The 12,478-nt window shown below is 68.3% G+C and carries 10 protein-coding genes; 5 read left to right on the plus strand and 5 right to left on the minus strand.

Annotated features, from left to right (window positions below; translation table 11 throughout):
* The first annotated feature begins 21 nt into the window (after positions 1–21).
* Complete coding sequence (locus tag JK359_RS15095; protein ID WP_201835809.1) at positions 22–459, plus strand: SsgA family sporulation/cell division regulator; 438 nt, start codon at positions 22–24, stop codon at positions 457–459.
* A gap of 95 nt (positions 460–554) precedes the next feature.
* On the opposite strand, the gene JK359_RS15100 is transcribed toward JK359_RS15095, so the two are convergent.
* Positions 555–1,955, minus strand: a complete 1,401-nt coding sequence (locus tag JK359_RS15100) for a YibE/F family protein (RefSeq protein ID WP_201836046.1) — start codon at positions 1,953–1,955, stop codon at positions 555–557.
* A gap of 250 nt (positions 1,956–2,205) precedes the next feature.
* Between JK359_RS15100 and thiC the strand changes: the two genes are divergently transcribed.
* On the plus strand, positions 2,206–3,990 hold the full coding sequence (thiC, locus tag JK359_RS15105) for a phosphomethylpyrimidine synthase ThiC (protein WP_201835812.1): 1,785 nt from the start codon (positions 2,206–2,208) through the stop codon (positions 3,988–3,990).
* A 120-nt stretch (positions 3,991–4,110) separates the two neighbouring features.
* Here thiC and JK359_RS15110 read toward each other — a convergent pair whose 3' ends face one another.
* From JK359_RS15110 to JK359_RS15120, 3 genes are all read right to left on the minus strand, one after another.
* Positions 4,111–4,977: a hypothetical protein gene (locus JK359_RS15110; RefSeq protein WP_201835814.1), complete on the minus strand. Its 867-nt coding sequence runs from the start codon at positions 4,975–4,977 to the stop codon at positions 4,111–4,113.
* Between the two features lie 181 nt (positions 4,978–5,158).
* Entirely contained in the window at positions 5,159–6,244 is a 1,086-nt protein-coding gene (locus JK359_RS15115; RefSeq protein ID WP_201835816.1) for a metallophosphoesterase, read from the minus strand.
* A 413-nt stretch (positions 6,245–6,657) separates the two neighbouring features.
* On the minus strand, positions 6,658–7,770 hold the full coding sequence (locus tag JK359_RS15120) for a LacI family DNA-binding transcriptional regulator (protein WP_201835818.1): 1,113 nt from the start codon (positions 7,768–7,770) through the stop codon (positions 6,658–6,660).
* A gap of 452 nt (positions 7,771–8,222) precedes the next feature.
* Between JK359_RS15120 and hisC the strand changes: the two genes are divergently transcribed.
* Entirely contained in the window at positions 8,223–9,302 is a 1,080-nt protein-coding gene (gene hisC / locus JK359_RS15125) for a histidinol-phosphate transaminase (RefSeq protein WP_201835820.1), read from the plus strand.
* Between the two features lie 13 nt (positions 9,303–9,315).
* Here hisC and JK359_RS15130 read toward each other — a convergent pair whose 3' ends face one another.
* Entirely contained in the window at positions 9,316–9,693 is a 378-nt protein-coding gene (locus JK359_RS15130; protein ID WP_201836047.1) for a cyclophilin-like fold protein, read from the minus strand.
* A 208-nt stretch (positions 9,694–9,901) separates the two neighbouring features.
* On the opposite strand from JK359_RS15130, the gene JK359_RS15135 reads away from it, so the two are divergent.
* Together JK359_RS15135 and cydB are read left to right on the plus strand one after the other, a co-directional pair.
* The gene (locus JK359_RS15135) at positions 9,902–11,410 is read left to right on the plus strand and encodes a cytochrome ubiquinol oxidase subunit I (protein ID WP_201835822.1); all 1,509 of its coding nucleotides are present in this window, start codon (positions 9,902–9,904) and stop codon (positions 11,408–11,410) included.
* 15 nt (positions 11,411–11,425) lie between these two features.
* A complete protein-coding gene (gene cydB / locus JK359_RS15140; RefSeq protein WP_201835824.1) occupies positions 11,426–12,445 on the plus strand; it encodes a cytochrome d ubiquinol oxidase subunit II in 1,020 nt (339 codons plus the stop codon).
* The last annotated feature ends 33 nt before the right edge of the window (positions 12,446–12,478 follow it).

A 12,478-nucleotide genomic window follows, 5' to 3' on the forward strand; every position in this document is an offset into this window, starting at 1 on the left:
TCATATGACGGGGTATAGGCGATGCGCGAGTCCGTACAAGCAGAAGTCCTGATGAGCTTTCTCGTATCGGAGGAGCTCTCCTTCCGCATTCCCGTGGAGTTGCGTTACGAGACCTATGATCCTTATGCCGTACGACTCACTTTTCATTTGCCCGGCGATGCCCCGGTCACCTGGGCCTTCGGGCGGGAACTGTTGATCGACGGGGTCGGCCGGCCGTGCGGGGAGGGTGATGTGCACATCTCTCCCGTCGATTCCGAGGTGTTGGGCGAGGTGCTGATCCGGCTTCAGGTCGGTTCCGATCAGGCGCTGTTCCGCTCCTCGGCGCCGCCGCTCGTTGCCTTTCTCGACCGGACGGACAAACTCGTGCCGCTCGGGCAGGAGGGTGCGCTGGCCGATTTCGACGCTCATCTCGACGAGGCCCTGGACCGCATCCTGGCCGAGGAACAGAGCGCCGGCTGAAGCGTTACGGCAGGGGACCCCCGGTGCTCCGCAGGATCCCGGCGAAACCTGCAGTAACGCTTCTGCGGCTGGCGGTCGGCGATCGGCCTCCGGGATCACCGCTTCCGGCGCCGCCCCCGGCCGCCACGCGCCGGTACCGTCCGGGCCCCTGCCGTCGCGGGGCCCCCGGGGCCGGTCCGGTCGGCGGACACCACCAGTGCGGCCAGCACGGTGGTGACCGGGACCGAGGCGACGAGACCGATGGAACCCACCAGGGTGCGCACGATCTCCTCGGCCACCAGTTCGCTGTTGGCCACGGTACCCACACTGCTCTGCGCGATGGAGAACAGCAGCAGCAGGGGCAGCGCGGCTCCGGCGTACGCGAGCACGAGGGTGTTGACCACGGAGGCGATGTGGTCGCGACCGATGCGGATGGCCGCCCGGTACAGCCCGCGCCAGCCCATCGCCGGGTTGGCCTCGTGCAGTTCCCAGACGGCCGAGGTCTGCGTCACCGTCACGTCGTCCAGCACGCCGAGCGAACCGATGATGACGCCGGCCAGCAGCAGGCCGCTCATGTCGATCGACGGATACAGCCCGTGGATCAGACCGGTGTTGTCGTCCGTGTTGCCGGTGAGGGCGGCCCAGCCGATGAACAGCGAGCCGAGCACACCGATGAGGGACAGCGAGATCAGCGTGCCGAGCACCGCCACCGAGGTGCGGGCTGACAGGCCGTGGCACATGTACAGGGCGATCAGCATGATGGCGCTCGACCCCACCACGGCCACGACCAGCGGGTTCGAACCCTGCAGGATGGCGGGCAGGATGAACAGGGTCAGTACCAGGAAGCTCACGGCCAGAGCGACGAGTGCCATGACACCGCGCAGCCGGCCCACCACCACGACAGCGACGGCGAAGATCCCCGCGAGCAGCGCCATGGGGAACTTCCGGTTCACATCAGTCACCGAGTACTGCAGTTCCTTCGGTGCCGCGGGCTCGTAGGCGACCACGACCTTGTCGCCCTCGTGGAGCTGGCGCGACTGGTCCGGCTGCACGATCTCGGTGAACGTACGGTCCGCGTCCTTGCCGGTGTCCACCCGGACGGTCGCCTTCTTGCAGGTCCCGCCGGCCTCCTGTGCTGCGGGGGTGCCCTCGGTCGCGGCGGGGCTGCTGCCGGACGCGTTCACCGACTTGCAGCTGACCTCGACGACCCGGGTGACCGTGGCCTGCTGGGTCTGCCGGTCGAAGCCGACGCCGGTGGGCTTGTGCGACGGGGCTCCTCCGGGCCAGAGCACCACGAGGCCGACGATCACTGCGGCGGTGAACGGCACCAGGACGGCCGCGATGACCTTGCGCAGGTGCTTGGACACGGGCGTGGCCGGGCCATGGCTGTGCGAGTGGCCGTGGCTGTGCGGCCGGCCGTGGAGGCTCCCGCCACCGGTTGCGTGGTCATGCCCGGTGCCCTGTGCGGTGGCCTCCCGTCGGTCCGGCTCGGGCGGCTGGTGGGAGTACTGCTCCATCCTGGTCACCGCCAGATCATCGCAAGAACGGTGGGGGCCCACTGTTCAGCACGCCACACATGACGCTAGCGTGGAGGCACCTTTGCACACGCGGGAGCTCGGAGCACCGGGCTGAGAGGGCGCTGACCTCCGTAGACGCGATGTTTCACGTGGAACAAGCGGTGTTCCACACGAGACGTCGACAGACGGAAGCCGCTGCGTCGACCGCCGAACCTGTTACCGGGTAATGCCGGCGTAGGGAGTAGGTCTCATGACCAACAAGGACGCACGCACGCCTGCCTCCGTTCAGGACGACACGTCCCAGGAGGCCGGGAAGTCCATCGGCTGGCACAAGGCGTACGTCGAGGGCTCGCGCTCCGACCTGCGGGTGCCGGTCCGTCAGGTGCACCTCACCAACGGGCAGTCGGTCACGCTGTACGACACGTCGGGCCCGTACACCGATCCACTCGTCGATACGGACGTCCGCAGGGGTCTGCAACCGCTGCGGGAGAACTGGATCATCGGCCGTGGCGACACCGAGGAGTACGCGGGTCGTCCCGTCCGTCCGGAGGACGACGGGATCAAGCACACCTCGCCGCGTGGCGGGCTGCGCAACCTGGACGCGGTCTTCCCCGGACGCCCGCGGCAGCCGCGGCGGGGCCGCAGCGGCCAGGCGGTCACACAGCTGGCGTACGCGCGCCGGGGTGAGGTCACCCCGGAGATGGAGTACGTGGCCATCAGGGAGAACGTTTCTCCCGAGGTGGTCCGCGAGGAGATCGCGGCGGGCCGGGCGGTGCTGCCGGCCAACGTCAATCACCCGGAGATCGAGCCGATGATCATCGGCAAGCGGTTCCTGGTGAAGGTGAACGCCAACATCGGCAACTCCGCGGTGACCTCCTCCATCGAGGAGGAGGTCGAGAAGATGACCTGGGCGACCCGCTGGGGTGCCGACACGGTCATGGACCTCTCCACCGGCCGCAACATCCACACCACCCGCGAGTGGGTGCTGCGCAACTCCCCCGTTCCCATCGGCACCGTGCCGCTCTACCAGGCGCTCGAAAAGGTCGACGGCAAGGCCGAGGAACTGACCTGGGAGATCTACAAGGACACCGTCATCGAGCAGGCCGAGCAGGGCGTGGACTACATGACCGTCCACGCCGGCGTCCGGCTGCCGTACGTCCCGCTCACGGCCAACCGCAAGACCGGCATCGTCTCGCGCGGCGGCTCGATCATGGCGGCGTGGTGCCTGGCGCACCACAAGGAATCGTTCCTCTACGAGAACTTCGAAGAGTTGTGCGAGATCCTTGCGGCCTACGACGTCACGTACTCGCTGGGCGACGGCCTGCGGCCGGGGTCGATCGCGGACGCCAACGACGAGGCACAGTTCGCCGAGTTGAAGACGCTCGGGGAACTCAACCGGATCGCCAAGCGTTTCCATGTACAGACGATGATCGAGGGCCCCGGTCACGTCCCGATGCACAAGATCAAGGAGAACATCGACCTTCAGCAGGAGATCTGTGATGAAGCTCCGTTCTATACGCTCGGCCCGCTGACCACCGACATCGCGCCGGCGTACGACCACATCACCTCCGGTATCGGCGCTGCGATGATCGCCTGGTGGGGCACGGCGATGCTCTGCTACGTCACGCCGAAGGAGCACCTGGGCCTGCCCAACCGGGACGACGTCAAGACCGGCGTCATCACCTACAAGATCGCCGCGCATGCGGCGGACCTCGCCAAGGGGCACCCGGGTGCTCAGGAGTGGGACGACGCGCTGTCGGACGCGCGCTTCGAGTTCCGGTGGGAGGACCAGTTCAACCTCGCTCTGGACCCGGACACGGCTCGTGAGTTCCACGACGAGACCCTGCCGGCCGAGCCCGCCAAGACGGCCCACTTCTGCTCCATGTGCGGGCCGAAGTTCTGCAGCATGAAGATCTCGCAGGACATCCGGCGCGAGCACGGTGGCAGCCGGGCCGAGATCGAGGAGGGCATGGCACAGAAGTCGCAGGAGTTCGCGGCGGCCGGCAACCGGGTGTATCTGCCGATCGCCGAGTGACACCCGCACGGTGAACGCACGCACGGTGAACTCGCCGCTCCGGCCGGTCCGTCGACGGGCGGCTGGTGCGGCGGGCTCACGCCGTGCGTGGGCGCGAGGCGGGGCCCCTGCGGGCCGGGGTTATTCGGGCTGGTGCTCCGGGCCGCCGAAGTCCGGGCTCGTGTAGTCGGGACTGGTGAAGCTCGGGCGGCCGGACCCGGTGCCGTCCTCGGGGCTGCTGAAGCCGGGGCGGCCGTAGCCGAGGCGGGGCATGCGGCCGGTCTGGGCGGGTGGTGCCGTGTGGGGCACGGCGGCCTGGCCCGGCTCGGCGAGTGCCTCGCACAGGAAGGGCAGGATGCCGCGCTCCAGCAGAGCCTCCCGCCAGGCCTCTCTGGCCCTGTCCAGTTCCTGGTGCGCGGTGTCGTGGGCGCGGGCGTCCGCCGAGGTGCTGTTGCGCAATGCGGTGAGCAGCAGCCCGACGGCGGCGACGAGGATCGTCAGTGCGGTCAGGCCACCGAACACCCAGCCGGTGGTGAGCATGGTCCGGGCGAAGGTCTGGCCCGGGTCCAGCATCTTCAGGATGTAGCCGACGAGCAGGAAGAGGACCGCTGCGGTTCCGGACAGGAGGGGTGCGAGGACGGCGATGACCGCGACGGCGCCCGCCCCGGTGCTTTCGGCGGCCTCGTCGATGGTCGTGGCCACGGCCTGGGCGGGTGAACCGGGTTCCACGGCGGATGAGTTGTCGGTGGTGGCCGACGGGACGGACAGCGCCGGATGGCGCAGTTCGTCGCGGAGCCTGACGTAGTACTGGTACTCGGCCGCTGCGGCTTCCGTGATCAGGGCGCTGGCGTTGAGCGCCATGGTGCGCAGTTGCTCGGGGTTGAGCCGCTGTCCGACAGCGGCCAGTTCCGGTCGGTGTGGTGCGGAGCGCAGCGCCTCATCGAGGATCCGCTCGAATTCCTGGCGGTCCTCGCTCTGCAGGTACTGCGGAACGCTGTTCATGTGCATCCCCCGGTGCTCCGTAGGGCTTGGGGCTCGCACGCCGGCGAGCCGTCGGGCAGAAACGGAGGGGAGCCTGCTACGGATAAGCCGATGGTAGAGCCGTGACGGCGCACGGTGACAGGGGATTGCCGGAAATTGCGCTCCGGCCTGCGCGTACGCAGCCGGAGAACGCCTGCCCGCTTAACGCTCAGGCATCCAGGGGAAGTTGCTGGACCAGTAGCTTTCCGGCCATGGTCACTCCGCCGTCCATGGCGATGGCGAGCCCGTCCGCGTAGACGTGCGGACCGTCGACGGCGGGACCGGCGCTCTCCTCGCCCTCCTCGGAGCCGACCTCGCCGAGCAGGTAGGGAATGGGGCTGTGGCCGTGAACGACCCGGGTGCCGCCGTACGTATCGAGGAGGGAGCGCACGGCGTCGGCGCCACCCTCGTCACGGAAGGAGAAGCGCTTGGTGAACTTCCGGAACAGGTCCCAGACCTCGTCGGCGTCGTTACGGGTGATGGTCTCGCGGACCGTGTCGTTGACCGCCTCGATCGAGTCGCCGTAGTCGAGGTAGGCCGTGGTGTCGGAGTGGATCAGCAAGTAGCCGTCGACCTCCTCGACGGCGTCCAGGCGGGCCATCCACTGCAGGTGGTGGTCCTGGAGGCGGTCCATGTCGGTCTTCTGGCCGCCGTTGAGCAGCCAGGCCGCCTGGAAGGTGGCGGTGCCCGCGCCGGAGTTGACGGGGGTGTCGCCGAACCGCTTGGCGCCGAGCAGGAGCAGCTCGTGGTTGCCCATGAGCGCCTTGCAGTAGCCGCCCGCCGCGGCGGCCTCGGCGGACAGCCGCATGACCAGGTCGATCACGCCGATGCCGTCCGGGCCACGGTCGGTGAAGTCGCCGAGGAACCACAGCCGGGTCGTGCCGGCGCACCATTGGCCGGATGCGTCGATCAGGCCCTGCTCCCGCAGGGCGGCCATCAGGTCGTCCAGGTAGCCGTGGACGTCACCGACGACGTAGAGCGGTCCGGGGCCGGCCGCGGGCTGCGGGGCCGGGGCGGCAGGGGCGGGAGCCGGTTCGACGGGGACCTGGACGGTGTCACCGCGGTTGATGACGGGCAGGTCGCGCTGGGTGGGGGTGTAGCCCTCGGGGTACGCCTCTTCGGCGGGCGGTACGACATCGCCCGGGTGGACGCTACTGACATACGGACCGGTCTCGTGGACGTACGCGGGTACCCGGAAGTCGCGCAGCGTCGCCGTCCGCTCCACCTCGGGTCCCTGACCGGCCCCCTGAGTCATCAGACCCCTCCACCATTGCGCCGCATCTGCACCGCTTCGGACTGCCTGGTCGCAGCGGTCCGCGGTGTCGTGGGCCCATCATAGGAATGCGCGTCGCGCCGTGTGATGACCCAGGGGTGGTGAATCGGAACAAGGCTCTGGTTCACCGCGGCTTTCGCCCCATTTGGGCAGGTGTTGGTCCCGCAATCGGCCGACCGGATCCGCGCTCGGCCGATCTTCCGGCCCATCGGTCACCGGTCGCCCGGACTGTTTCCGCCTCGTGCCGGACCGTTCCTTCACTGCGCTGACCGCCGGCGCCCACCGGCCGGGCCCTGCATCGGCCGATGGATGCGCGGGACGGTGTACGGCGCCCGTCCCGTCCGGACGCCCCGTGCCCCGAGCCCCCTCGGGGCACGGGGCACGGGGCGCCGGGGCTACTTCTCGTCCGGTGTCCGGGGCGGGCTGACCGTCGTGCGTGGCGGGCGTCGCTGCGAGGAGGTGCGCACGATCAGCTCGGTCGGTATCACCTGCTCGACCGGCCGGTCCGCCTCGACGTTCTCGATGGCGTCGATGAGGAGCTGGACGACCGCGGTACCGATGCGGCGCGGCTTCAGCGAGAGCGTGGTGATGGGCGGCTCGGTGCTGGCGTACACCGTCGACTCGCTGCAGCACACCAGCAGCAGGTCCTCCGGTACGCGCAGTCCGTAACGGCGGGCGGCGGCGAGCAGGTCGGTGCCGTTGGGGTCGAACAGGCCGTACACGGCGTCGGGCCGGTCGGGCCGGGCGAGCAGCCGGTCGGCGGCGACGGCGCCGGCGCAGGGGTCGTGCGCCGGATAGGCCTCGTAGACGGGGTCCTGCCCGACCCGCTCGCACCAGTGCAGGTAGGCAGAGGTCGACAGGTGGGTGTAGGTGTCGGTCGAGGTGCCGGTGAGCAGGCCGATCCGCCGGGCGCCGGCATCGGCGAGGTGGTCGAGGATGTCGAGCACGGCGGCCTCGTGGTCGTTGTCGACCCAGGCGGTGACGGGCAGCGCCCCGGCCGGGCGGCCGTCGGAGACGACCGGCAGGCCCTGCCGGACCAGCTCGCTGACCACGGGATCCTGGTCGGAGGGATCGATGACGATCGTGCCGTCCAGGGCGACGTTGGACCAGACGTCGTGGCGGGAGGTCGCGGGCAGGATGACCAGGGCGTAGCCGCGGGCGAGGGCGGCCGAGGTGGCGGCCCGGGCCATCTCGGCGAAGTAGGCGAACTCGGTGAAGGTGAAAGGTTCATCCCCGTACGTCGTCACCGTCAGGCCGATCAGACCCGACTTGCCGGTACGGAGGGTGCGGGCGGCGGCCGAGGGGCGGTACCCCAGCCGGTCGGCGACCTCGCGGACATGGCGCCGGGTGGCGTCCGGGAGCCGGCCCTTGCCGTTGAGGGCGTCGGAGACGGTCGTGATGGAGACCCCGGCTGCGGCGGCGACATCTCTGATGCCCGCTCGGCCCGGCCGACTTCCTCGACGTGAGGTTTCCGCGCGGCTCACCTGGTGCTTCCCTGCTGCTGTCATGGCGAGCCGATAGTAGGGCTCATGTGGTGGGGTAGTGCGGACGCATATGCACGCATTGACAGGCACGTTTCTGCATGGTCATAGACCATCAACTTCCTTCGAAAAGAAGGCAGTTGATGAGACAGAGGATAAGACGTGTCTTGTCGACGCGTATGGACCTGCCAAGTGCCCGATGTCTCGAAGAGGTCTCAACTCACCTTCACGAGGGATGCGCGCCACGGCGCAAGCCACCGGCGCATAGATATATGTACGGCGCGCCCCCTGAAACGTACGCCTTCGTACAGTGATGCCCCTGATGCCCGTGGGACGGACGAGGTCCAGCTGCTCAGGAGGTCACCTCCCGGGGCCTGCCGTCCCGCACCTGTTCGCAGCGGAGCCGAATCCTCATAAGGTGAGGAGTATTGGAAGCCGGCGGTGTCGACGGGCCGCCGGTGGTCGCGAGGAGGACTGCGGTGAGCGAGACGAGCCCCAAGCTGCGCGCCGAGCTGGAGGGAATTCCCACCTACAAGCCGGGCAAGCCCGCCGCGGCCGGCGGACCGGTCGCCTACAAGCTGTCCTCGAACGAGAACCCGTACCCGCCGCTGCCCGGTGTGCTGGAGACCGTGACCGCGGCGGCCGGCAACTTCAACCGCTACCCGGATCTGGCCTGCACCGGGCTGGTCGCCGAGCTGTCGGACCGATTCGGTGTCCCGCTCGCCGACCTGGCCACCGGTACCGGCTCGGTGGGTATCGCGCAGCAGCTCGTGCAGGCCACCAGCGGACCGGGTGACGAGGTGATCTACGCCTGGCGGTCGTTCGAGGCGTACCCGATCGTCACGCAGATCAGTGGCGCCCGGTCGGTGCAGGTGCCGCTCACGCCCGGTGATGTGCACGACCTGGACGCGATGGCGGACGCGATCACCGACCGGACGCGGTTGATTTTCGTCTGCAATCCCAACAACCCGACCGGCACGGTGGTGCGGCGGGCGGAGCTGGAGCAGTTCCTCGACCGGGTGCCCGACGATGTGCTCGTGGTGCTGGACGAGGCTTACCGGGAGTTCATCCGCGACCCCGAGGTGCCCGACGGTGTCGAGCTGTACCGGAAGCGGCCCAACGTGTGTGTCCTGCGGACCTTCTCCAAGGCGTACGGGCTGGCAGGCCTGCGTGTCGGCTTCGCGATCGCTCACGAGCCGGTGGCGGCGGCGCTGCGCAAGACGGCGGTGCCGTTCGGAGTGAGCCAGCTCGCCCAGGAGGCGGCGATCGCGTCGCTGCGGGCGGAGGACGAACTGCTGGGCCGCGTCGGCTCGCTGGTGTGCGAGCGCACGCGCGTGGTCGACGCGCTGCGGGCCCAGGGCTGGACGGTGCCCGAGACGCAGGCCAACTTCGTGTGGCTGCGGCTGGGGGAGCGCACGGTCGCGTTCGCACAGGCCTGTGAGGACCACGGTGTGGTGATCCGGCCGTTCCCGGGCGAGGGTGTGCGGGTGACGGTCGGGGAGGCCGAGGCGAACGACATCTTCCTGAAGGTCGCGGAGGCGTACCGCAAGGAGCTGTAGTCCGGCGGCAGCTCTACTCCTCGATCAGCTCCACACGGATGGGATCACCGGCTCGTACGGTCGCCAGGAGGTCGGCGTTCCCGTCCAAGCTGCCGAGGACATTGCAGGGACTCGCGAGGCGGCACTCGTCGCCTCGCGAGATCGGTGTGGGCCCGAACGGCAGGGCGAGCGCGTCGCCGTCGGTCCAGAAGGCCACCGTGCCCGGTTCCACCACCTGTCGGGCGTCCGTTTCACGTGAAACCGAGACGCCTGTGTCGAAATACACCTCCTCACCCCATGTGCGCGCGGTGGAAGTCAGCGGCAGTGCCTTGACGAGAGCCTGGGTGGTCGGTGTGCGTGCGTCGAGGGTCGCGGTGATGTTGCCCGCGGGCCAGGAAATGCGTATCTGCATGGCGCGCAATTCAACAAGATGTTGAAGTCGCTGCCAAGGTCTTGACGCGAAGGCAGAGGGTGGACCCCCCTTCGATTGCAGAAAATCAGTGCGTCATAATGGCTTGTGAATGTGAACGCGTTCACAAGCGTGTCTCGTTTGCCCGGTGTGTCCGTGACAGGCGGGGCAAACCGCCGCTGTACCTCGGCGTAGTAAGGAGAGTGACGACGTGCACCTGGCTTTGGCGCCGGAGACACTGGCGCGCTGGCAGTTCGGCATCACCACCGTCTACCACTTCCTGTTCGTCCCGCTCACGATCTCCCTGGCCGCCCTCACGGCCGGGCTGCAGACGGCCTGGGTGCGCACGGAGAAGGAGAAGTACCTCAGAGCCACCAAGTTCTGGGGCAAGCTCTTCCTGATCAACATCGCGATGGGCGTGGTCACCGGCATCGTCCAGGAGTTCCAGTTCGGCATGAACTGGTCGGACTACTCGCGGTTCGTCGGTGACATCTTCGGTGCTCCGCTCGCCTTCGAGGCGCTGATCGCGTTCTTCTTCGAGTCCACCTTCATCGGGCTGTGGATCTTCGGTTGGGACAAGCTGCCCAAGAAGATCCATCTGGCCTGCATCTGGCTGGTCTCGATCGGCACGATCCTTTCGGCGTACTTCATCCTCGCGGCCAACTCCTGGATGCAGCACCCCGTCGGCTACAAGATCAACAAGGAGAAGGGCCGGGCCGAGCTGACCGACTTCTGGGCGGTGCTGACCCAGAACACCGCCCTCAGCCAGGCCTTTCACACCCTGTCCGCGGCTTTCCTGACCGGTGGTGCCTTCATGGTGGGCATCGCCGCCTACCACCTGGCTCGCAAGAAGCACATCCGCGAGATGAAGACCTCGCTGCGGCTCGGCCTCGTCACCGTGGCCATCGCCGGTCTGCTCACCGCGGTCAGCGGCGACACCCTCGGCAAGGTCATGTTCAAGCAGCAGCCGATGAAGATGGCCGCCGCCGAGGCGCTGTGGGACGGCCAGAAGCCGGCACCCTTCTCGATCTTCGCCTACGGCGACGTCGAGAAGGGCCACAACACCGTGGCCATCGAGGTCCCCGGCCTGCTGTCCTTCCTCGCGGACGACAGCTTCTCCTCGTACGTCCCCGGCATCAACGACGTGAACAAGGCCGAACAGGAGAAGTTCGGCCCCGGCGACTACCGGCCCAACATCCCGGTCGCCTTCTGGGGCTTCCGCTGGATGATCGGCTTCGGCATGACCTCCTTCCTGATCGGCCTTGCCGGACTGTGGCTGACCCGGAAGAAGTTCATGCTGCCGCAGGCCCTGCGGGTCGGCGACGACGAGGTGCCACACCTGGTGCTGTTCCGGAACGAGGCGCTGAGCCCGAAGCTCGCCCCCTGGTGCTGGCGGATAGCGACCTGGACCATGGCCTTCCCGCTGATCGCCAACTCCTGGGGCTGGATCTTCACCGAGATGGGCCGCCAGCCGTGGGTCGTCTACGGCGTCCTGCAGACCAGGGACGCGGTCTCCCCCGGTGTCTCCCAGGGCGAGGTCCTCACCTCGATGATCGTCTTCACCGCGCTGTACGCCGTCCTCGCCGTGGTCGAGGTGAAGCTGCTCGCGAAGTACATCAAGGCCGGCCCGCCCGAGCTGACCGAGGCCGACCTCAACCCGCCCACGAAGATCGGCGGCGACACCCGTGACGCCGACAAGCCGATGGCCTTCTCGTACTAGGCCGAGGGGACAGTCATGGAACTTCACGACGTCTGGTTCGTCCTGATCGCCGTCCTGTGGACCGGCTACTTCTTCCTGGAGGGCTTCGACTTCGGGGTCGGCATCCTCACCAAGCTGCTGGCCCGCAACCGCCCCGAGCGCCGGGTGCTGATCAACACCATCGGTCCGGTCTGGGACGGCAACGAGGTGTGGCTGCTCACCGCGGGCGGGGCGACTTTCGCCGCCTTCCCGGAGTGGTACGCCACCCTCTTCTCAGGCTTCTACCTGCCCCTGCTGCTCATCCTGGTCTGCCTGATCGTCCGGGGTGTCGCCTTCGAGTACCGCGTCAAGCGGCCCGAGGAGAACTGGCAGCGCAACTGGGAGACGGCGATCTTCTGGTGCTCTCTGCTCCCGGCGTTCCTGTGGGGCGTGGCCTTCGGGAACATCGTGCGGGGAGTGAAGATCGACCAGCACTTCGAGTACGTCGGCAGCGTGTGGGACCTGCTCAACCCCTACGCCTTGCTCGGGGGCCTGGTCACGCTCACCCTGTTCACCTTCCACGGGGCGGTGTTCACCGCGCTCAAGACGGTGGGGGACATCCGGGTGCGGGCGCGGAAGCTGGCCCGGTGGGTCGGTGTCGTCGCCGCGGTCGTGGCGCTCGCGTTCCTGCTGTGGACGCAGGCCGACAGCGGTGACGGCAAGAGCCTCGTGGCCCTGGTCGTGTCGGTGGCCGCTCTGGTGGCCGCCCTGGTCGCCAACCAGGCCGGGCGGGAGGGATGGGCGTTCGCCCTGTCCGGCATCACCATCGTGGCCGCCGTGGCGATGCTCTTCCTGTCGCTGTTCCCGAACGTCATGCCGTCCACCCTCGACGGGGACTGGAGCCTGACGGTCACCAACGCCTCGTCGAGCCCGTACACCCTGAAGATCATGACCTGGCTGGCGGGTATCGCGACACCGCTCGTGGTGCTCTACCAGGGCTGGACCTACTGGGTGTTCCGCAAGCGGATCGGCACGCAGCACATCGCTCCCGACGCTGCGGCCGGCGCCGCGCACTGAGTCCGCCGAGGGTGTGTTTCACGTGAAACACAC

Origin of the sequence: Streptomyces actinomycinicus (genome assembly GCF_016741775.1) — a bacterium.
Lineage (GTDB): Bacteria > Actinomycetota > Actinomycetes > Streptomycetales > Streptomycetaceae > Streptomyces > Streptomyces actinomycinicus.

Excerpts from the sequence above, each read along its gene's own strand:
- JK359_RS15095 (WP_201835809.1), top strand. The coding sequence starts at position 22 with ATGCGCGAGTCCGTACAAGCAGAAGTCCTGATGAGCTTTCTCGTATCG.
- JK359_RS15120 (WP_201835818.1), bottom strand. The coding sequence starts at position 7,770 with ATGACAGCAGCAGGGAAGCACCAGGTGAGCCGCGCGGAAACCTCACGT.
- thiC (WP_201835812.1), top strand. The coding sequence starts at position 2,206 with ATGACCAACAAGGACGCACGCACGCCTGCCTCCGTTCAGGACGACACG.
- JK359_RS15115 (WP_201835816.1), bottom strand. The coding sequence starts at position 6,244 with ATGACTCAGGGGGCCGGTCAGGGACCCGAGGTGGAGCGGACGGCGACG.
- JK359_RS15100 (WP_201836046.1), bottom strand. The coding sequence starts at position 1,955 with ATGGAGCAGTACTCCCACCAGCCGCCCGAGCCGGACCGACGGGAGGCC.
- JK359_RS15130 (WP_201836047.1), bottom strand. The coding sequence starts at position 9,693 with ATGCAGATACGCATTTCCTGGCCCGCGGGCAACATCACCGCGACCCTC.
- JK359_RS15110 (WP_201835814.1), bottom strand. The coding sequence starts at position 4,977 with ATGCACATGAACAGCGTTCCGCAGTACCTGCAGAGCGAGGACCGCCAG.
- cydB (WP_201835824.1), top strand. The coding sequence starts at position 11,426 with ATGGAACTTCACGACGTCTGGTTCGTCCTGATCGCCGTCCTGTGGACC.